Annotated in this window: 17 protein-coding genes; 11 read left to right on the plus strand and 6 right to left on the minus strand. The window is 48.7% G+C overall.

Annotation, left to right across the window (positions count from 1 at the left end; translation table 11 throughout):
* Positions 1-169: 169 nt before the first annotated feature.
* Both dnaK and grpE read right to left on the minus strand, forming a co-directional pair.
* Positions 170-2,098, minus strand: a complete 1,929-nt coding sequence (gene dnaK, locus ACTHTY_RS09060; protein WP_440367297.1) for a molecular chaperone DnaK — start codon at positions 2,096-2,098, stop codon at positions 170-172.
* A gap of 304 nt (positions 2,099-2,402) precedes the next feature.
* Entirely contained in the window at positions 2,403-2,963 is a 561-nt protein-coding gene (gene grpE, locus ACTHTY_RS09065) for a nucleotide exchange factor GrpE (protein ID WP_440367298.1), read from the minus strand.
* Positions 2,964-3,113: 150 nt separating this feature from the next.
* On the opposite strand from grpE, the gene cysE reads away from it, so the two are divergent.
* Positions 3,114-3,932 (plus strand): serine O-acetyltransferase, encoded by an 819-nt coding sequence (gene cysE / locus ACTHTY_RS09070; RefSeq protein WP_003747509.1) that lies wholly within the window; start codon positions 3,114-3,116, stop codon positions 3,930-3,932.
* A 74-nt stretch (positions 3,933-4,006) separates the two neighbouring features.
* Here the strand turns inward: cysE and ACTHTY_RS09075 are convergent, their stop codons facing one another.
* Entirely contained in the window at positions 4,007-4,459 is a 453-nt protein-coding gene (locus tag ACTHTY_RS09075; RefSeq protein ID WP_440367340.1) for a tyrosine-protein phosphatase, read from the minus strand.
* Between ACTHTY_RS09075 and sat4 the strand changes: the two genes are divergently transcribed.
* From sat4 to mnmC, 4 genes are all read left to right on the plus strand, one after another.
* A complete protein-coding gene (gene sat4, locus ACTHTY_RS09080) occupies positions 4,340-4,993 on the plus strand; it encodes a streptothricin N-acetyltransferase Sat4 (protein WP_440367300.1) in 654 nt (217 codons plus the stop codon). The two genes, ACTHTY_RS09075 and sat4, sit on opposite strands and share 120 nt — an antisense overlap.
* 92 nt (positions 4,994-5,085) lie before the next feature.
* Entirely contained in the window at positions 5,086-5,880 is a 795-nt protein-coding gene (aph(3')-IIIa, locus tag ACTHTY_RS09085) for an aminoglycoside O-phosphotransferase APH(3')-IIIa (RefSeq protein WP_001096887.1), read from the plus strand.
* Between the two features lie 275 nt (positions 5,881-6,155).
* Positions 6,156-6,506 (plus strand): helix-turn-helix transcriptional regulator, encoded by a 351-nt coding sequence (locus ACTHTY_RS09090; RefSeq protein ID WP_440367302.1) that lies wholly within the window; start codon positions 6,156-6,158, stop codon positions 6,504-6,506.
* A 175-nt stretch (positions 6,507-6,681) separates the two neighbouring features.
* The gene (mnmC, locus tag ACTHTY_RS09095; RefSeq protein ID WP_440367303.1) at positions 6,682-8,292 is read left to right on the plus strand and encodes an FAD-dependent 5-carboxymethylaminomethyl-2-thiouridine(34) oxidoreductase MnmC; all 1,611 of its coding nucleotides are present in this window, start codon (positions 6,682-6,684) and stop codon (positions 8,290-8,292) included.
* A gap of 77 nt (positions 8,293-8,369) precedes the next feature.
* Here the strand turns inward: mnmC and ACTHTY_RS09100 are convergent, their stop codons facing one another.
* The gene (locus ACTHTY_RS09100; RefSeq protein ID WP_440367305.1) at positions 8,370-10,742 is read right to left on the minus strand and encodes a TonB-dependent hemoglobin/transferrin/lactoferrin family receptor; all 2,373 of its coding nucleotides are present in this window, start codon (positions 10,740-10,742) and stop codon (positions 8,370-8,372) included.
* A 174-nt stretch (positions 10,743-10,916) separates the two neighbouring features.
* A complete protein-coding gene (locus ACTHTY_RS09105) occupies positions 10,917-11,540 on the minus strand; it encodes a biliverdin-producing heme oxygenase (protein WP_440367307.1) in 624 nt (207 codons plus the stop codon).
* Positions 11,541-11,953: 413 nt separating this feature from the next.
* Between ACTHTY_RS09105 and ACTHTY_RS09110 the strand changes: the two genes are divergently transcribed.
* The 3 genes from ACTHTY_RS09110 to ACTHTY_RS09120 are packed head-to-tail and all read left to right on the plus strand — an operon-like array spanning position 11,954 to position 15,440.
* Entirely contained in the window at positions 11,954-13,264 is a 1,311-nt protein-coding gene (locus ACTHTY_RS09110; protein ID WP_440367309.1) for a PqiA/YebS family transporter subunit, read from the plus strand.
* Entirely contained in the window at positions 13,261-14,922 is a 1,662-nt protein-coding gene (pqiB, locus tag ACTHTY_RS09115) for an intermembrane transport protein PqiB (RefSeq protein ID WP_150538053.1), read from the plus strand. The genes ACTHTY_RS09110 and pqiB overlap by 4 nt, the downstream gene beginning before the upstream one ends.
* A complete protein-coding gene (locus ACTHTY_RS09120; protein WP_440367311.1) occupies positions 14,922-15,440 on the plus strand; it encodes a PqiC family protein in 519 nt (172 codons plus the stop codon). The genes pqiB and ACTHTY_RS09120 overlap by 1 nt, the downstream gene beginning before the upstream one ends.
* Positions 15,441-15,495: 55 nt before the next feature.
* On the opposite strand, the gene ACTHTY_RS09125 is transcribed toward ACTHTY_RS09120, so the two are convergent.
* Positions 15,496-16,206, minus strand: a complete 711-nt coding sequence (locus ACTHTY_RS09125) for a GrxB family glutaredoxin (protein ID WP_440367313.1) — start codon at positions 16,204-16,206, stop codon at positions 15,496-15,498.
* An 87-nt stretch (positions 16,207-16,293) separates the two neighbouring features.
* On the opposite strand from ACTHTY_RS09125, the gene ACTHTY_RS09130 reads away from it, so the two are divergent.
* The 3 genes from ACTHTY_RS09130 (at position 16,294) to putP (ending at position 21,478) form a co-directional block, all read left to right on the plus strand.
* A complete protein-coding gene (locus ACTHTY_RS09130) occupies positions 16,294-18,507 on the plus strand; it encodes a RelA/SpoT family protein (RefSeq protein WP_440367314.1) in 2,214 nt (737 codons plus the stop codon).
* 198 nt (positions 18,508-18,705) lie between these two features.
* Positions 18,706-19,500: a formate/nitrite transporter family protein gene (locus ACTHTY_RS09135; RefSeq protein WP_070825559.1), complete on the plus strand. Its 795-nt coding sequence runs from the start codon at positions 18,706-18,708 to the stop codon at positions 19,498-19,500.
* 451 nt (positions 19,501-19,951) lie between these two features.
* Positions 19,952-21,478 carry a sodium/proline symporter PutP gene (gene putP, locus ACTHTY_RS09140; protein WP_107722960.1) on the plus strand — a complete coding sequence of 509 codons (1,527 nt, stop codon included), beginning with the start codon at positions 19,952-19,954 and terminating at the stop codon, positions 21,476-21,478.
* The last annotated feature ends 73 nt before the right edge of the window (positions 21,479-21,551 follow it).

Genomic DNA, 21,551 nt, shown 5'->3' on the forward strand with positions numbered 1-21,551 from the left:
TGTCAGCATTAGGCGAAATCTGTTCAAAATTCGGCAATAGAAGTATGGCAACACGATGATGTAGCAAGTTTTGAAAGTTTACCGTCAATTTTGACAAAGTGTCTTTACGCATTTCCCAAACGACAAAAAGCGCGAACCTTTCGATTCGCGCTTTTTCAGACGGCATCAATTATTTTTTGTCGTCTTTTACTTCTTCAAAGTCGGCATCTACAACGTCGTCGTCTTTCTTAGCGGAAGACTCGGCTTGTGCGCTCTCGCCTGCTTGTGCTTCAGCTTGCGCTTGAGCGTAAACCATTTCGCCCAATTTTTGGCTGGCTGCACCCAAAGCTTCGGCTTTGGCATCGATAGCGGCTTTGTCGTCGCCTTTAACTACTTCTTCAGCTTCTTTCAACGCAGCTTCAATTTTTTCTTTCTCGGCAGCGTCGAGTTTGTCGCCGTAGTCAGCCAGAGATTTTTTCACGGAGTGAATCAGAGCTTCGGCTTGGTTGCGTGAAGCGACCAATTCAGTCAGTTTTTTATCTTCTTCAGCGTTGGCTTCGGCATCTTTCACCATGCGTTCGATTTCTTCTTCGCTCAAACCAGAAGAACCTTGGATGGTGATGTTGGCGGCTTTGCCGGTGCCTTTGTCTTTGGCAGAAACGTGCAAGATACCGTTGGCGTCGATGTCGAAAGTAACTTCAATTTGCGGCATACCGCGTGGTGCAGGTGCGATGTCGGTCAAGTTGAACTGACCCAAAGATTTGTTGGCAGAAGCGCGTTCGCGTTCGCCTTGCAGTACATGGATGGTTACTGCGCTTTGGTTGTCTTCGGCAGTAGAGAACACTTGAGACGCTTTAGTCGGAATAGTAGTGTTCTTTTGAATCAGCTTGGTCATCACGCCGCCCATGGTTTCGATACCCAAAGACAGAGGAGTTACGTCCAACAGCAATACGTCGCTACGGCCGCCGCTCAATACTTCGCCTTGAATCGCTGCACCTACGGCAACAGCTTCGTCAGGGTTTACGTCTTTACGAGGCTCTTTACCGAAGAAGGCTTTAACGGCTTCTTGTACTTTCGGCATACGGCTTTGACCGCCGACCAAAATCACGTCGTCGATATCGCTGGTGCTCAAGCCGGCATCTTTCAATGCGATTTTGCAAGGCTCGATAGAACGTTGGATCAAGTCTTCAACCAGGCTTTCAAATTTGGCACGGGTAATTTTCATGGCCAAGTGTTTAGGACCGGTTGCGTCCATAGTGATGTATGGCAGGTTGATTTCAGTTTGCTGACTGCTGGACAATTCGATTTTAGCTTTCTCAGCAGCTTCTTTCAGACGTTGCAGAGCCATTACGTCTTGTTTCAAATCAATGCCTTGTTCTTTTTTGAACTCGTCAATGATGTAGTCGATCAAGCGTTGGTCGAAGTCTTCACCACCCAAGAAGGTATCGCCGTTGGTAGCCAATACTTCGAATTGTTTGTCACCGTCGAGGTTGGCAATTTCGATGATGGAAATATCGAAAGTACCGCCACCCAAGTCATATACGGCTACTTTGCGGTCTTTGTTGTCGCCTTTGTCCATACCGAATGCCAAAGCGGCTGCGGTTGGTTCGTTGATGATACGTTTTACTTCCAAACCTGCGATACGGCCTGCGTCTTTAGTCGCTTGACGTTGGCTGTCGTTGAAGTAGGCCGGAACGGTAATCACGGCTTCGGTGACTTTCTCGCCTAAGTAAGCTTCAGCGGCTTCTTTCATTTTACGCAAAACTTCTGCGGAAATTTGAGGAGGAGACAGCTCTTTACCTTGCGCTTTCACCCATGCGTCGCCATTGTTGGCTTTGATGATTTCAAAAGGCATGGATTCGATGTCGCGTTGTACTTCTTTGTCTTCAAATTTGTGGCCGATCAAACGTTTGGCCGCGTAAATAGTGTTTTTAGCGTTGGTTACCGCTTGGCGTTTTGCAGGTGCGCCGACGAGGATTTCGCCGCCGTCCAAATAAGCGATAACGGAAGGAGTGGTGCGTGCGCCTTCTGCGTTTTCGATTACTTTGGTTTGACCGTTTTCAGAAATGGCCAAACAAGAGTTGGTTGTACCTAAGTCAATACCGATTACTTTTGCCATATTATGTTGCTCCTAATAAATAAACTTTTCTAAATTAATATTCCTGTGGAACATTTCGTTCCGATGGCTTGTAAATAAGGTTGCTTCATTTTTTTTCAAGGCTTAATTTGATTTTTTTTTGAAATTAAATTCAAGTACTTGATTTATTTATCCACAAGCTGTTTATTCTTTTTTCAGACGGCCGGTTTTAATTTTCCGATTCCGGTTTATCGGAATGATTTTCCAATAGCGGAACATCGGGTTTTGAAACCGGATAAGGCCGTCTGAAGATTTTATGCTTGATAAACTTTATCAAGCGGTGCCTTCAACCTTCTTTTTTCGCCACGACAACCATCGCAGGACGCAGCACGCGGTCGGATAATGTGTAGCCTTTTTTCATTACGCTGACGATGGTATTCGGCTCTTGCTCGCTGACGACTGCCTGCATCGCTTGATGTTGGTGCGGATCGAGTTTGTCGCCCGGCTGCGGATTGATTTCTTTAATATGTGTAGCATCAAATGCTTTTTGCAGCTCGTTCAAAGTCATTTGCACACCCATTTTCAGCGCATCGAAATTGCCGCTTTGGTCCAGCAGCGCCATTTCGAGATAATCTTTAACCGGCAACATTTCTGCTGCAAATTTTTGTCCGGCGAATTTATGCGTGTCGGCGATTTCCTGCTGATGGCGGCGGCGCAGGTTTTGCTCGTTTGCCAAACCGCGCAACTCGCTGTCTTTGAGCTGGCCTTCCAGCTCGGCGACACGCGCCTGAAGCTCTTCGTAAGTCGGTTCTGCTTGTTCGGTTTCAACGGTTTCGGCAGTTTCTACGGCTGCCGCTTCTTCTGCTTCGTGTTGATGTTGTTCGTTATGCTCCGTCATTTCTGACATCCTTTTAGCGTGTTGATATTCGATGTTTCATATATAAGGCCGTCTGAAAAAACTTCAAGCAGTTGAACGTCGATTATCAAATGCCTTGTTAAAAGACGTTGGAAAACGGTAAGATAGCCATCTGATTGTATTCTTCAGACGGCCTCAAACATGAAAAAAGACCATTTGAATTCAACTGATTTTAATCTGTGGCACACCATCCGCGAAGAAACCGAAGCCGCCGCTGCGGCCGAACCGATGCTGGCGAGCTTCCTGCATCAAACCGTATTGCGCCACCAGTCTCTCGATTCGGTATTGGCCTACCATCTTTCCAGCAAGCTCGGCAGTCCGATTATGGACGTGCGCGCGCTGTTTGAAATTTATCAGCAGGCTTTAAGTGCGGACACCCGCATCAGCAAATGTGTCGAGGCCGACTTGAAAGCCATTTACGAGCGCGACCCGGCTTGTGATGAATATTCGCTGCCGCTGTTGTATTTCAAAGGCTTCCACGCCGTACAGGCGCACCGCATCAACCACTGGCTCTATCAAAACGGCCGCAAAACGCTGGCGTATTTCCTGCAAAACCGCATGTCGGAAGTGTTCGGCGTCGATATCCACCCGGCCGCCCGTTTCGGTCATGGTTTGATGCTCGACCATGCCACCGGTTTTGTGGCCGGTGAAACCGCCGTCTTGGGCAACAATATTTCCATCCTCCACGGCGTAACGCTGGGAGGCTCGGGCAAAGAAAGCGGCGACCGCCACCCGAAAATCGGCGATGGCGTGATGATTGGTGCGAACGCTTCGATTTTGGGCAACATCCGCATCGGCAAAAATGCCAAAATCGGCGCAGGCAGCGTGGTGGTTGCCGACGTACCGTCTTCGATTACCGTCGTCGGCGTACCCGCCAAACCGGTCGGCCGCTCTTCCAAAACCCCGTCTGCCGATATGGATCAAAGCATTCAATTATCATCTACGGATTTTGTGATTTAAACCGTCTGCCATTAAAAAGGCCGTCTGAAAAAACAAATCTTTCAGACGGCCTTTTTATGTTTTGAATCTTGGCGTCAACCGCGTTTGCGCAAGGCTTCCAAATGCGTTTTAACCTGCTTGACTTTCTCTTCGGTAAACAGCTTGGCAATGTTTTTCCAAATGCTGTGATAACCGTAAGGCCCGTGTTGCATTTCGGCTTTTGCCTCTTCCACCGGCCAGCCTTGATAAATGATGCGGTACATTCCGGCAATCAAACCGGTACGGTCCGCGCCGTGATAACAATGGATAAGCACTGCGCCGTTTTGCTGTTGTTTTTCAATCAGGTATAGGATTTCCGCAATCTCTTTCGGCTTAATGCTCCATGACAGTAACGGACGGTTTAGCAAGGTCAAACCATACGCCTTTAAATGGTCGTCATCGTTGCGGTCGAAAAAGCGCAGGTTGATCACGCTTTGAATGCCCAGCTTGACAATGGCTTCGCCATCTTCGGCAACAGGCTGCTCGCTGCGGTAAAGCTTGTCATCGATGCGATAAAAGCAGGGCACCTGAAAGATATCGATAAACCCAGCGAACCATTTGAGGTGATAGGTAAGATTATACCGAGGTATGAAAACGAGAATTGGACCTTTACAGAATTACTCTATGAAGCGCCATATTTAAAAAGCTACCAAGACGAAGAGGATGAAGAGGATGAGGAGGCAGATTGCCTTGAATATATTGACAATACTGATAAGATAATATATCTTTACTACCAAGACGATAAATGCGTCGGAAAAGTTAAACTGCGAAAAAATTGGAACCGGTACGCTTATATAGAAGATATCGCCGTATGTAAGGATTTCAGGGGGCAAGGCATAGGCAGCGCGCTTATCAATATATCTATAGAATGGGCAAAGCATAAAAACTTGCATGGACTAATGCTTGAAACCCAGGACAATAACCTTATAGCTTGTAAATTCTATCATAATTGTGGTTTCAAAATCGGCTCCGTCGATACTATGTTATACGCCAACTTTGAAAACAACTTTGAAAAAGCTGTTTTCTGGTATTTAAGGTTTTAGAATGCAAGGAACAGTGAATTGGAGTTCGTCTTGTTATAATTAGCTTCTTGGGGTATCTTTAAATACTGTAGAAAAGAGGAAGGAAATAATAAATGGCTAAAATGAGAATATCACCGGAATTGAAAAAACTGATCGAAAAATACCGCTGCGTAAAAGATACGGAAGGAATGTCTCCTGCTAAGGTATATAAGCTGGTGGGAGAAAATGAAAACCTATATTTAAAAATGACGGACAGCCGGTATAAAGGGACCACCTATGATGTGGAACGGGAAAAGGACATGATGCTATGGCTGGAAGGAAAGCTGCCTGTTCCAAAGGTCCTGCACTTTGAACGGCATGATGGCTGGAGCAATCTGCTCATGAGTGAGGCCGATGGCGTCCTTTGCTCGGAAGAGTATGAAGATGAACAAAGCCCTGAAAAGATTATCGAGCTGTATGCGGAGTGCATCAGGCTCTTTCACTCCATCGACATATCGGATTGTCCCTATACGAATAGCTTAGACAGCCGCTTAGCCGAATTGGATTACTTACTGAATAACGATCTGGCCGATGTGGATTGCGAAAACTGGGAAGAAGACACTCCATTTAAAGATCCGCGCGAGCTGTATGATTTTTTAAAGACGGAAAAGCCCGAAGAGGAACTTGTCTTTTCCCACGGCGACCTGGGAGACAGCAACATCTTTGTGAAAGATGGCAAAGTAAGTGGCTTTATTGATCTTGGGAGAAGCGGCAGGGCGGACAAGTGGTATGACATTGCCTTCTGCGTCCGGTCGATCAGGGAGGATATCGGGGAAGAACAGTATGTCGAGCTATTTTTTGACTTACTGGGGATCAAGCCTGATTGGGAGAAAATAAAATATTATATTTTACTGGATGAATTGTTTTAGTACCTAGATTTAGATGTCTAAAAAGCTTTAACTACAAGCTTTTTAGACATCTAATCTTTTCTGAAGTACATCCGCAACTGTCCATACTCTGATGTTTTATATCTTTTCTAAAAGTTCGCTAGATAGAGTTCTATATTAGAGATGTAAAGAGTTTTGGTGAAGAGGTTTGTGAGTATGGCTTTTATAACCAGGGTGCAATGAGAAGCACTAACAGCAGCTAGCTTAAGAACGCATAGGATATACTTTTTATGGAAGTCACAGAGGAGGAATAAAATTTGAACAGGATTAACAGAGTAACCTCTATTCTTATTCAGCTGCAATCAAAAAAAATAATTCCTGCCAAAGAAATTGCACAGCGATTTAATATAAGCTTAAGGACAGTTTACAGAGATATCCGGACACTTGAAGAAGCCGGAATACCAATTGGATCTGAGGCCGGAAAAGGATATTTTCTTGTAGAGGGCTTCCTACTTCCGCCGGTAATGTTTACAGCGGCGGAAGTGGGTGCATTGATTACAGCAGGGAAATTTTTAAATTGCCATGGAAAGGTTGGCATCGTGTTTAATGGGTGTTGCCCACCGTTCGGGCTGAAAGGCTTGGCCGCCGTTATCCGGCGGCGCGGATAAACAGGCAACGGGCAAGCCGGAAGCGAGAAGGCACAATAAAAGACGGCGCATAAAATTCCTGTATGAAAATCAATGGGAAAACAAATATCGAAAGATTTTATCAAAACCCGTCCGGATATTCTATCCGCGCAAACCGCGTTACAATAAAGCCTCTTTTTTCAGACGGCCTTTCATCATGACCTGCCTTGCTTGGAACACCACACCCGCCCTTGCCGACCTTTGCCGCGCCATCGAACAACATACCGCGCCGCTTTATTTGATTGTCTGCCTGCCTGAAAACCATATTCCCGATTTTCCGCTGTCAAATCATCCCTCCGAGCTTGAAGGCCGTCTGAACAACCGCCTCGTTCAAGCCATGAAATGCCTTCAGTTCAACAGCGTCAATGTTTTGGAAAACCTCTTGCCTGACGTGCACCTTTGGCTGGTTCCGCCACACCGCGCCGACCGCTTGCACGAACATTTCCATCATATCGAATGGCAAACCGAAGCCATACCCCAATCCGCCCCAACTCCCCTAAAACCTTGGTTCAGACAGCCTGAACATCAAGCCGCGCCCGAACACGTCCTGATTATCGGCGCAGGCATTGCCGGCGCAGCGACCGCACGCAAACTGGCGGAACACGGCGTACGTGTTACCGTTTTAGAGGCCGGAAAAGCAGCGCAGGCAGGCAGCGGCAACCGCCAAGGCTTGCTCTACGCCAAAATCTCGCCACACGATACCAAACAAACCGAGCTGCTGCTGACAGGCTACGGCTACACGCGCCGATTGCTGGAAGACTTGCTGCCCGACTCCAACGCATGGGGTGGAGACGGCGTATTGCATTTAAACTTTGACGACAGCGAACGCAAACGCAATCAGGCCTTAGGTTTGCAACACCAGCATAAACACCTCTACCGCAGCGTATCCGCCGAAGAGGCTGCGCACATTGCAGGCATAGACGTATTTTCAGACGGCCTTTACTGGCCGCAAGGCGTATGGCTGAATCCGCCCGCCGTCGTGCATGCCTTATTGAACCATCCGCTGATTGAGTTGCACGAACACTCGCCGCTGACCGCCGTATCGCATGACGGCGCACAATGGACGGCACACACGCCAAACGCGCATTTCAACGCCAGCCATATCGTTTACTGTATGGGTGCGCATAGCCCGAATGCCGCCGACACCAACGTCTCCGTCCTGCCTTTCCGCCAAATCCGCGGCCAAACCGGCGTTGTGTCCGCCAGCCCGTTTTCACAAAAGCTGCGTTGCGCCATTTCCGGAGAAAGCTACATCAGCCCGAGCTGGCAAGGCCGCCACTGCTACGGCGCGACATTTGTCCTCAACAGCAACGATGAAACTTGGTATCCACACGAAGAAGCCGACAACCGCGCCGCCCTGCACCAACTCAATCCGCCATTGGCACAATCCCTGTTTGAGCAAAATTCGTGTTCAGATGGCCTTCAAGACACACAAGGCCATGCCGCCCTACGTTGCGACAGCCTCGACCACTTGCCCGTTGTCGGCGCGCTCGGTGACATCGCCGCAATGCAATCCGCCTACGCCAAACTGGCATTGGACAAAAACTACCGACTCGACAGTATCCCCTGCCCTTACCTGCCCAATGCCTACATCAATACGGCACATGGCACGCGCGGATTGGCGACAGCCCCCATCTGCGCCGCAGCCATTGCAGCCGAAATACTTGGCTTGCCCCATCCGCTATCGCAAAGGCTGAGAACCGCACTACACCCCAACCGCGCCATCATCCGCGCGATTGTTCGGCAGCATCCGTTGTTGTCCATTTAAAATTTTCGTTTTAAATAAAAAAGGCCGTCTGAAAGTCATCAAAACTTTCAGACGGCCTTTAGCTATCCGTTAACTGCTTAGAATTTCCATTCCAGCGATACAGCGTAATTGCGGCCTGGGGCGCGGTAGCGGTCTAAGCCTTTGCCATCGCGGTCAACCCCGTTGGTGGTGCTGTAGCTGTACAGGCCGCGCAGGGAGTCCCAAGTGGTGTATTTGCGGTTGAACATATTGTACACACCGGCACGCAAAGTCAGGTTTTTAGCCGGTTTGTAGAAGCCGTACATATCAAACACATAAGCCGATTTGTTCAGCCATGGATAATCTACTACTTTTTCTTGCAAAGGCGTACCCCAACCGTTGTTTTCAAACACGGTGTACTGCGCATCTTTGGCTTTTTTCGCACCCAAATAAGTCAGGCGGGAGAATACACCCCATTTTTCGCTCGGGCTCTCGTAATCGACACCGGCAATCACTTTCAGAGGCTGAGTGGACAACAGGCTGTTGTTGCCAGACAGTTTGCTCTTCGCGTAGCCGACAGAACCAAACAGTTTCCAGCCTTCAGGTACGAAAGAAACCACTTGTCCCAAATTCAGACGGCCTGTCAGCTCAAGACCACGGATTCGGGCCTTGTCGATGTTTTGCATCTGCCAATCCAGTTTTTCGGAATAAGGATTGCTACAAATACCATAGTAGTAATTCATCTGAGTACAGCCGACATCGCCGCTGGTGGTCAGCTTCCGCTCTTCAGACAAGAAGTTGCGGTAATTGCTTTGATACAGGTTGGCATCCAAAGTACCTTTTTCGCTGCGGCCTTGCAGAGAAAGGGTATGGGTGGTGCTGCGCTCGGCTTTCAGGTTCGGATTAGGCAACCAGTTACCTGAGCCGTGGTTGTAAGTGAAATACACTTCAGACGCATTCGGCACGCGGAAACCGGAAGTTACATCGTAACCCAAACGCCATGTCTGACTCAGCTGTGCAGCCAAGCCGACAAAACCGCTCCAGCCTTTATAAGTGTTGGCCGCAGGTGGTGTTTTGTCACAAGCATGACACTCGGCATTCAGTTGCTGCGGCGTCATTTTGGTGTAGTCGTAACGGATACCTGCGCGGCTGCTAAACACATCGTTCCATTGGATTTGGTCAGACAGCGAGAAACCGTAGTTGTTGGTTTTCACTGGATGCTGAATCGTGCTGGACGTGCGTAAAATACGGCCGCTGAAGTAGTAGTCGTCGCGGTTTAAGTTTTCAAACTCACGCTGGCTGGCGAAAGTTTTAAACGACAAGCGATGTTGGCCGCCCATTTGCAATGGTTGGCTGTCCATACGCAATGTAATGCGTTTGAAGGTTGTATCCATGCTGCGGTTGTAGATTTCGTCCAAATCCTTCTGATTGTAGTTGCGCGTCCAGGTAGAATAATCCATCGGGAACGAGCCTTTGTTGTTAACCGCCGCTACTTTGGTTTTCTGATAATCGAAGTCCGCTTTCAACAACGACAACCAATTCGAATCGGGCGTCCACTCGTAAAACAGGTTGGCATTGCGCCGTCTGTTTACGTCATCGGCTTCGCGCCAAGAAGAAGCGGTCAGGTTATAAGACTCTTCGATCGTGTAATTGTGGCCCTGCTGACCGTTGAGAGATGCGCCGATACGATGGTTGTCGTTGATTTGGTAAGCAATCTTACCCAAGAAGCTGTGGTATTTATGTTTGGACGGGTCAGGAATACCGCGCGCAGAACCACGGATATTCGCTCCGCTGCCGGCGCCCTCTACCGGATAACCACGCTCGCCCGCGCTTTCAGTCTCATGGCCGCGACGTTGCGAATACAGCAAAGCGGCATCCACGCGGTCGTTGTTCAAACCGAACCCAAGTGTATTTGTCCATTCGCGGTTGCGGCTGCTGTAACCGTTTTTCATCATCACGCCGAACTGACGCTCAGGCAACAGCAAATCATGACCTTGCAAGGTTTGGTAATTCACGCCGCCACCCAATGCACCGCTACCGGTATTGAAAGAGTCTGCGCCCTTCACGATTTCAATGTTGCGCACGAGTTCGGGGTCGATAGACAGACGCGAGCTGTTGAAGTTGCCATAACGGGCATACAGTGAGTTTTCTTCAGAATCAGGCAGGTTTACGCCGTCAATGCTGACGCCGACACGGTTGCCTTCCACGCCGCGCACGGCAAAGCCTTTTTGATGGCGGCCGCTGTCGCTCAAGCCGACATCGGTGGAATAACGCACCAAGTCTTTGTTGTCACGTACCATTTCTTGTTGGATACGGCCAAGGTTGACACGTTCCACGGCTGCAGGCGCATTGCGCTGACCTTTAACGCGGACTTCTTTTATCTCTGCTTTAACGGGTGTGGTTTCAGTTGCAGCTTCATCCGCTGCTAATACTGGATTGCCAAAAATACTGCCAACTAGCGCGGCAATAGGGAGCATTTGTAATGGTTTCATATTATCAACTCAAGATGTAATGGATTGTTCATCCATCAGTTAATGCATAAAAAATTTCTGATAATCATTAATGATTAATAAGACAGCAACCCGTTCAAACAAAACTTTGTTGTGTAATTAAAGGTCCCTGCAAACATCTACGCCGAGACCTTGTCTGTTTGATTTAATTATTTTTTAGAGTCTGTGCGGCGTCATACCTTCAGGCGCTTCCGCACCTTCCGGCAGACCGAAGGTTTCACGCAAAATCACTTTATAGAATTCAAAAGCTTCGCGTGCGCCTTGAATGGCTTCCGCCTCAGCTTCCGGAGTCAAGTTCAAAGCATTCAGATGCTCGACAAAAGCGCGCCAGTGTTTGCCGCGGCCGTTCGGATGAGGAGCCAGGTGGTGTGCGCCAAATTCGCCGGTGTATTCGAGTTTTTGAGCGTGTTTGAACAAGAATGCCGCCCCCAAATTAGAACCTTCGGCGCAATACAGCCAGCCGATGGCTTTATTGCCGGTTTCGTGTGGCAATTCTTTGTCAAATTTGTAAGGCTCTTCGCCCAAGTCTTTCAAGTCTTGAGTCACGGCATCGTAACGCGCCATGTATTCAAGCTCTGGAATGGCTTTGTTCAATTCGGCATCTTTATAGATATGATCGACGGCCTTATGGAAAACAGATTGAAGTTTCAAGAATTTGATGTAGTTTTCTTTGCTGGAAAAAGGCTGAACGGACATAACCAAGTTATCAACGCTGTCGTGCGTTGTCGTGGTTTGCTCTTTCAAGCGTTTGGCGAAAGTCAGCTCTTGGGTTTCACTCATGATGTTTCCTTTGAATTAAGAGACTAATAGTTTCAGATGGTTTCAGACGGCCTTTATAGTTAAAAACCCGTCTAATTTGAAAAGAATCGTTTTAAAAACAAAGAAGATAATTTTTAGCCTGCTTCAGATTCGTTGACCGCATACCTTCCACAGATCTACAAGGCTCATCGTGTTTTTAATGAATGAGAATATATATTATTTTTATACTAATGACAATAAACCAAACTAAGACCTATTAATAAAATTTAACGGCTCATAGCAATAACCTTCTAAACCCTTTTCAAACTTTTCAGACGGCCCAAACCTTATTAAGCAGCTGCCATTCAATCAAATATCGACCTAAATTTGGGCTATCCTTCTGTTTTCCTTTATAATGCGACACTCTTTGCACCTTCTTTATCCCCTGCCGAACCATGAAACGGATTCCTGCCTACCATCGCTGGTGGCGCTACAAGTCTTATCTTCCTGATGCGACGCTGCCTGCACATACGGTGGAATGCCCGGATTGCGGCTGCCGTATGGATATTCCGCGCCTGCGTCAGGGACAGGAAGCGCATTGTCCGGTGTGCAACCATGAAATTGTGGAAGTGGAAAACAATCCGTATATCGCGCCGATTGCCTATGCGCTGACAACCTTGATTCTGATGGCGTTCGCGTACAATATGGTGTATATCCGTGTGGATTTGTTCGGCGTGACATCGATTTTGTCGCTGCCGCAAATGATGCGCCTTTTAATTTCGCTGGATTACGGTTTTCTGGCGGAAGTGATGTTTATCCTCACCTTTGGTGCGCCTTTACTGTTTTTACTGCTCTGCCTTTATGTTTATACGGCTTTGATACGCGAAAAGGCCTACCCTGCGCTGCGCTTTGCGACGCGTGTATTGGTTCGGCTGCGTCATTGGATTATGGTGGATGTGTTTTTCATTTCCACTTTGGTGGCATATATCAAGCTCTCGTCCGTTGCTACAGTGGAATTCGGCTCAGCGTTTTATCTGATGTTTCCGTTGTCGGTCATGCTGATTCGAACTTCGGTATCGATTCCGCAGCATTGGGTTTATTATAAGATTCACCGTTTAACCGGCGGCCATGCGGTTCAGACGGCCACTGAAGACAAAATTTGTTGCAGCCGTTGCCTGTATTTCCGCAATAAAGACGAGCAACCTTGCGGCGTATGCGGCGCAGACTTATACCGCCGCCGCCCGAAAAGCCTGAGCATTTCGCTGGCGTTTTTAATGGCGGCGTTTATCCTGTATTTCCCCGCCAACATCCTGCCGATTATGATTTCGTCCAATCCGACGGCTTTGGAGATCAATACGATTTTCAACGGTATTGTGTATATGTGGAACGACGGCGACAGGTTGATTGCGGTAATTATTTTCAGCGCCAGTATTATGGTGCCGGTATTGAAGATTATTGCGATGGCAGTTTTGATTTATTCCGCATACTTCAAACCCGTGATAAGCGCGGACAAGATGTCGGTTTTGTATCGGATTACCGAATCCATCGGCCGCTGGTCGATGATTGATATTTTTGTGATTATTATTTTGATGAGTTCGTTCCACACCAATATGGCGCGCGTCGTGCCGGGTGGCGCGGCGATTTACTTCTGCCTGGTCGTTATTTTGACCATGCTTTCGGCCTATTATTTCGATCCCCGTCTGATTTGGGACAAGCAACAGCAGCTTTCAGACGGCCTTGATTCTGACCAGACCTTAACACAATGAAAAAACACGATTCTTCACCCAATTATCACGCTCCGGCGCGTGTCAAGAAAACCAATGTCTTCACATCTATCGTTTGGCTGATTCCGCTGATTGCGCTGATTGCCGGCGGCTGGCTTTTGATTAAAGACATCCGCAACCGCGGCCCTGTCGTTACGCTGTTGATGGACAGCGCTGAAGGCATCGAAGTCAACAACACCGTTATTAAGGTATTGAACGTCGATGTCGGACGCGTTACCCGCATCAAATTGCGCGACGACCAAAAAGGCGTGGAAGTTACTGCCCAACTCAGTGCCGACGCCAAAGACCTTATCCGCAGCGATACCCAATTTTGGGTGGTCAAACCACGTATCGACCAAAGCGGCGTTACCGGCTTGGGAACCTTGCTTTCCGGCTCATATATTGCATTTACACCGGGCAAAAGCCAAGAAACCAAAGATGTATTTGTCGTCCAAGACATTCCGCCGATTGCCGCCATCGGTCAAAGCGGCCTGCGCCTGAATTTGATCGGCAAAAACGACCGCATCCTCAACGTCAGCAGCCCTGTTTTGTATGAAAACTTTATGGTCGGTCAAGTAGAAAGCGCGCATTTCGACCCGTCCGACCAAAGTGTGCATTACACCATTTTCATCCAAAGCCCCAACGACAAACTGATTAATTCCGCCAGCCGTTTTTGGCTGGAAAGCGGCATTAATATCGAAACCACAGGCAGCGGCGTCAAACTCAATTCTGCCCCTCTGCCTGCCCTGCTGTCCGGCGCGATTTCCTTTGACTCTCCTAAAACAAGCGACAGCAAAAACGTCAAGAGCGAAGACAGCTTCACGCTTTATGACAGCCGCAGCGAAGTGGCCAATCTGCCTGACGACCGCTCGCTGTATTACACTGCATTCTTCAAACAATCCGTACGCGGCCTGACTGCCGGTTCGCCTGTCGAATACAAAGGCCTGAATGTCGGCGTGGTTTCCGATGTCCCTTATTTCGACCGCAACGACAGCCTGCATTTGTTTGAAAACGGTTGGATTCCCGTACGCATCCGCATCGAGCCTTCCCGTTTGGAAATCAATGCCGACGAGCAAAGCAAAGAACATTGGAAACAACAATTTCAGACGGCCCTAAACAAAGGCCTGACCGCCACCATCTCCAGCAACAACCTGTTGACCGGAAGCAAAATGATTGAGTTGAACGATCAGCCTTCCGCCTCGCCTAAGCTGCGACCGCATACCGTTTATGCAGGCGATACCGTTATCGCAACCCAAGGCGGCGGTTTGGACGATTTGCAGGCAAAAGTGGCTGATTTACTAGACAAATTCAACAATCTGCCATTGGATAAAACCGTTGCCGGCTTGAACGGTTCGCTTGCCGAACTCAAGTCCACACTCAAATCTGCCAATGCCGCCCTAAGCTCTATCGACAAACTGGTCGGCAAACCGCAGACACAAAACATTCCGAACGAGCTGAACCAAACCCTGAAAGAATTGCGTCAAACCCTGCAAGGCGTATCGCCTCAATCGCCTATCTACGGCGACGTACAAAATACGCTGCAAAGTTTGGACAAAACCTTAAAAGACGTTCAACCCGTGATTAATACTTTGAAAGAAAAACCCAACGCGCTGATTTTTAACAGCAGCAGCAAAGACCCTATCCCGAAAGGAAGCCGATAATGCGCCTCTTCCCGATTGCCGCCACCCTGACGCTTGCCGCCTGCGGCACTGCGCAAAGCACACAATATTTCGTCCTACCTGACAGCCAGTACATCCGTCCGGCTGCGCATGGCAATGAAATTGCGGTCAAAGTCAACCTTGCCGAACCACTTGCCAACGGCGGCCTCGTTTACCAAACCGATGCCTATCATGTAAATCTGGCGAAAAATCACCTTTGGGCGGCACCTCTCGATGGCGCGTTGGCAGCAAACCTCAGCAACAAGCTCAACCGCCTCAATCCGCATCGCACCTTTGTGCCTGCTTCACGCAGCCAAAGCAGCCAAACCCTGAAAGTCTATATCGAAGCCTTCCAAGGCAGCTATCAGGGGCAGACCACCATCAGCGGTTATGCACAATGGCCGGACGGACGCAGCAAACCGTTTAACGCCATCACGCTGCAACAAGGCGACGGCTATACCGCCATGCTCGAATCGTTGGAAAACGGTTTGTCACAGGTTGCCGATACGATTGCCTATTAAACCAAAAGGCCATCTGAAAATTTTCAGACGGCCTTTTTCATGTTTCAAACATTCATCACAATGCGCGGTCAAAATACAAAGCCACGCCGGATCGCTCGCTCATCGCCAACAAATAATCCATCAATTTTTGCGGCCATTGAATACCGCGCACAACAGTCAGGTTGCGCAAAATAGGGAAAGTCAGGATATCTTCCAAACTGATTTCACCGCCCAAGCCCTCGCCTTCGCACACCAGCGCTTCCAGCTCTGCCAAGTCTTGATGCAGACGCTCCAGATACTGCGCCGTTTTGTTCAGATTAGTCTCGAAATTGCCGATACTTTTCTCTTTTTTGTCGATAAAGTATTTTTTCGCTTCATCGGTCTCAAATTCAGGCAGGCCGATTTTAACCATGCGCGGCTGTACCAATTTGTTATTGTATTCGCCCACTTTATCCAACCAAGCCTGTACTTCTGAACGAACTTTTTCTTTCAGACGGCCTTGATCGATGTAACGGACAATATCCAAACTCTCACCCATAAACGAACCATCTTCTTTTTGCAAAATCGGCACTTGTTTTGAGCCAATCATGCCAATCGGCGTAGCTTCGTCATCATTCGCCAAGACAACCTCTTCCACCGCCACATCGCGCAAGCCGAAAATCATCCGCGCACGGACGCAAAACGGGCAATGGTCGTAAATATATAGTTTCATCGAAATGCTCCTTAAAATTTCAAAACGGTTAACCATAACACCCAAGGCCGTCTGAAACAAGGCTTCCTGAAACATAGTGCGGCATTCGCATACAAATCTAGGGCTGTCGACAATAAACTGTTACAATGGCAACGTTTTTATCAAAAAGAAAAAACGCACGCCATGACCACTATTCGCCAAACGCCCCAAACATCGAGTGCAACGCTGGAAGGCCTCCTCGCTTGGTTCGACGGCTATGTTGCCGCGCTGCCCGATTCCGATAAAAACCTGATTCAGACGGCCTTTGACTTAGCTAAAGAACATTACCCCGCCGATGCACTAACGACTTACGGCGAGCCTTTAATGGAACATTTTCTCGGCTCGATGCAAATCGTCAGTGAACTCGACTTATTGCCCGATGCCGTGGCAGCTACGATTTTGTCCGACATCGGCAAATACGTTCCCACTTGGCAAGAATTGGTTACCGAACGCTGCAACAGCACCGTTTGCGAGCTGGTCAAAGGTGTGGACGAAGTGCAGAAACTGACCCAATTCGCCCGCGTGGACAGCCTTGCCACGCCGGAAGAACGCGCCCAACAAGCCGAAACCATGCGCAAAATGCTGTTGGCGATGGTTACCGATATCCGCGTCGTCCTGATCAAACTGGCCATGCGTACGCGCACCCTCCAATTCTTAAGCAACGTTCCCGACAATCCTGAAAAGCGCGCCGTTGCCAAAGAAACCCTCGACATTTTTGCCCCGCTCGCCAACCGCTTGGGCGTGTGGCAACTCAAATGGCAGCTCGAAGATTTGGGCTTCCGCCATCAAGAGCCGGAAAAATACCGCGAAATCGCCCTGCTTTTGGACGAAAAGCGCACCGAGCGCCTCGAATACATCGAAAACTTCCTCAATATCCTGCGTACGGAACTGAAAAAATACAATATTCATTTTGAAGTTGCCGGAAGACCGAAGCATATCTACTCCATTTACAAAAAAATGGTGAAGAAAAAGCTCACTTTCGACGGCTTGTTCGACATCCGCGCCGTACGGATTTTGGTGGACACCATTCCTGAGTGTTACACCACCTTGGGTATTGTCCACAGCCTCTGGCAGCCTATTCCGGGCGAGTTTGACGACTATATCGCCAACCCGAAAGGCAACGGCTATAAAAGTTTGCACACCGTCATCGTCGGCCCGGAAGACAAAGGCGTGGAAGTCCAAATCCGCACCTTCGATATGCACCAATTCAACGAATTTGGTGTCGCCGCCCACTGGCGTTATAAAGAAGGCGGCAAGGGTGATTCCGCCTATGAACAGAAAATCGCTTGGTTGCGCCAACTCCTAGACTGGCGCGAAAACATGGCCGAAAGCGGCAAAGAAGACCTTGCCGCCGCCTTTAAAACCGAACTCTTCAACGATACGATTTACGTTTTGACTCCGCACGGCAAAGTCCTCTCCCTGCCTACGGGCGCCACCCCCATCGACTTTGCCTATGCCCTGCACAGCAGCGTGGGCGACCGTTGCCGCGGCGCAAAAGTCGAAGGACAAATCGTGCCGCTGTCTACGCCGTTGGAAAATGGTCAACGCGTTGAAATCATTACCGCCAAAGAGGGAAATCCTTCCGTCAACTGGCTCTACGAAGGCTGGGTCAAATCCAACCGCGCCATCAGCAAAATCCGTGCCTACATCCGCCAGCAAAATGCGGATACCGTGCGCGAAGAAGGCCGCGCCCAGTTGGACAAACAGTTGTCAAAAATCTTCCCCAAACCTAATCTGCAAGCATTGGCGGAAAAACTCGGCTTCAAAAAAACTGACGAACTCTATACGGCCATCGGTCAGGGCGAAGTTTCCAACCGCGCCATCCACAAAGCCTGCGGCGCACTGAATGAGCCGCCTCCTGTGCCGATTGATGAAACCAATATCGTTAAGCAGTCCAAAATCAAAAAAGGCGGCAAAAACGGCATTTTGATTGACGGCGAAGACGGCCTGATGACCACGCTTGCCAAATGCTGCAAACCGGCACCTCCTGACGATATTGTGGGCTTTGTTACCCGCGACCGCGGTATTTCCGTCCACCGCAATACCTGCCCTTCTTTCCGCCACCTTGCCGAGCAGGCTCCGGAAAAAGTGTTGAATGCAAGCTGGGCAGCCTTGCAAGAAGGACAAGTATTTGCCGTCGATGTCGAAATCCGCGCTCAAGACCGCTCCGGTTTGCTGCGCGACGTTTCGGATGCGCTGGCGCGTCATAAACTCAACGTTACCGCGGTGCAAACTCAATCGCGCGATTTGGAAGCCAGTATGCGCTTTACCCTTGAAGTCCGCCAAGTCAACGACCTGCCGCGCGTATTAGCCAGCTTGGGCGACATCAAAGGCGTTTTAAGCGTAACGCGCTTATAATTCCCATTCCCCCATCTAAAGGCCGTCTGAAAGTATTGCTTTCAGACGGCCTTTCACACATCGGCTGCCAATATATAACCTACGCTTCTATCCTTACAATCAGCCGTTATTTCCTGTCCGCCATATTCTCAGGCAAACTCGCCATCTGCATGATAAAGAAAGATATTTTTATTCTTATATTAACCTTAAGGAAACTTCATGGACACACGAGACCTGTTCCCTCATGAAATTTTGCAGGACGCCATCGGCAAAAGTTGCGCCAAATCTGAATTCAGCATCAAGATGTTGGTGATTTTGAGTTTCTTGGGCGGCGGTTATGTCGGCTTCGGCTATCTTGCCTGCCTGCGCGTCATCAGCGGCATTCCAGCCGAATGGAACGGCCTGGCCGCCCTTTTGGGCGCATCCGTGTTCCCTATCGCACTGATTTGTATCTTAATCGGCGGCGGCGAGTTGGCAACAGGCAATATGATGATTATGGCTTTGGGCAGATTGACCGGCCGCGTCAGCACCCACAAACTGGTACGCAACTGGCTCATTGTCAGCTTGGGCAATCTGGCAGGCGCCGTTGCCATGGCCTATTTCCTCGGCCACTATGTCGGCCTTGCCGAAGGGCCGGCTGCAGCGAAAACCATTGCCATTGCCGAAGCTAAAGTCAATATGGACTTCGGCCGCGCATTCGTTTCTGCCATCGCATGTAACTGGATGGTGTGTATGGGCATCTGGTTTTACTTCGGCGCACGCCATACTTCAGGACGAATCTTAGCCATGTGGTTCCCTGTTATGATTTTCGTATTAATCGGCTTTCAACACTTTGTTGCCAATATGTTCATCATTCCGGCCGGCATTTGGGCGGGCGCAAACGTCAGCTGGGGTCAATTTTTCTACAACATGATTCCCGTTTTCTTAGGCAACGTCCTGGGCGGATCATCCTTTGTCGCAGCCTCTTATCTCTTTGCTTACAAACACTTATTAAAAGACGATTTTTCTATTTGATGTAGTCTTTTTTCTAAAAACCCCGTATCTGCCCGACACAGATACGGGGTTTCTGCACAGGGCCGTCTGAAAGTCCAAGTCGTTTAATTACTTTTTCTCTTTAATCCCCAAAAAACATCAGGAAAGATAGTTTCACACACTTTCCTTCGTCATCATCGGTAAAAATTTATATATTTTTATGTTTTTAAATGACTTAGCCAAAAGGCGACATCAATTTCGAATAAAGGCTGAGTTCTTCGCTTTGCAAAAACGACTTTTTGCGGTATGCTGGTTTAAATTATTTACAATTTAATGCATTAAGATTTCGTATTTTATTGTATTTGAAAATAATTTATCCTGTCTCTCTCGCAAAAAACAGGATTTTTAAGCTGTATTTTTATTAGAAAAAAGTTTGGGTATGAATTGCTTGCAATTTCAAACCCGTTTTAAAAGTTAGATGAGGAATAAGTACATGAATCCCATGTATATCACTTTCGCGATCTATTTGGTCGCCGTATTACTGATCGGCCTCGCCGCCTATTTTTCAACACGAAACTTCGACGACTACATTCTCGGCGGCCGCAGCTTAGGTCCGTTCGTGACCGCGATGTCTGCCGGTGCTTCCGATATGTCAGGCTGGCTTTTGATGGGCTTGCCAGGTGCCATTTATCTGAGCGGTTTGAATGAAGCTTGGATTGCCATTGGTCTGATTGTGGGTGCATACCTCAACTGGCTCTTGGTTGCAGGCCGTTTGCGCGTGCATACCGAATACGCCAACAACGCACTGACGCTTCCTGATTACTTCTTCCACCGCTTCGGTGCTGGCGGTCACTTGATGAAAGTGGTTTCTGCACTGATTATCTTGTTCTTCTTCACTATTTACTGTGCTTCAGGCATCGTAGCCGGTGCTACCCTGTTCCAAAGCCTGTTCCACGGTATGTCTTACACTCAAGCCATGTGGCTGGGTGCCGGCGCGACCATCGCCTACACTTTCTTGGGCGGTTTCTTGGCAGTAAGCTGGACCGATACCCTGCAAGCTTCTTTGATGATTTTTGCATTGGTACTGACTCCTGTCATGGTGTACTTGGGTTTGGGCGGTGCTGATCAAATGAATGCTGCCATCCAACAAGTTGCCGCTTCTACCGGTAAAGAATACGGCAGCCTGTTTGCCGGTACTACTTTCATCGGCATTATCTCTACCGCCGCTTGGGGCTTGGGCTATTTCGGCCAACCACACATCTTGGCCCGCTTCATGGCTGCCGAAAGCGCTAAATCCCTGGTTTCTGCACGCCGCATCGGTATGACTTGGATGATTCTGTGTATGGCCGGTGCCGTGGCTGTCGGCTACTTCGGTATCGCTTACTTCGGTGCCAACCCTGCCCACGTTGATGAAATGAACGGCAACCACGAACGTATCTTCATCGCTTTGGCTACCCTGCTCTTCAACCCTTGGATTGCCGGTATCATCTTGAGCGCGATTCTCGCCGCCGTAATGTCCACCCTGTCTTGCCAATTGTTGGTTTGCTCCAGTGCGATTACCGAAGACTTCTACAAAGGCTTCCTGCGTAAAAAAGCACAACAAGCCGAGTTGGTATGGATTGGCCGTCTGATGGTTTTGGCGATTGCCGTGATTTCCATCCTGATTGCTTCTGATCCTAACAGCAAAGTATTGGGCTTGGTGGCTTACGCATGGGCAGGTTTTGGTGCCGCATTCGGTCCGGTTGTTATCCTGTCTGTACTGTGGAAACGCATTACTGCCTACGGCGCACTCTCCGGCATGATTGCAGGTGCACTGACTGTAGTAGTTTGGGCCGAGTGGATCAAAAAACCTGCTTTGGCCGCACAAGAAACAGGTTTCGCTACTGTCTATGAAATCGTTCCTGGCTTTATCATTTGCACACTCGTGATTGTTTTGGTGTCCCTGATCGACAAAAAACCTTCACGCGAATTGCAAGAACGCTTTGAAAAAGCAGACGCAGAATACCGCGCCTCTAAATAAGACGTTTTCAGACGGCCTGCATGATTCTGTGCAGGCCGTCTTTACGAAATAAACTGTTTCAAAATAATCTGAG

Origin of the sequence: Neisseria sp. P0019.S002, from assembly GCF_051957155.1 — a bacterium.
GTDB classification, from domain to species: domain Bacteria; phylum Pseudomonadota; class Gammaproteobacteria; order Burkholderiales; family Neisseriaceae; genus Neisseria; species Neisseria perflava.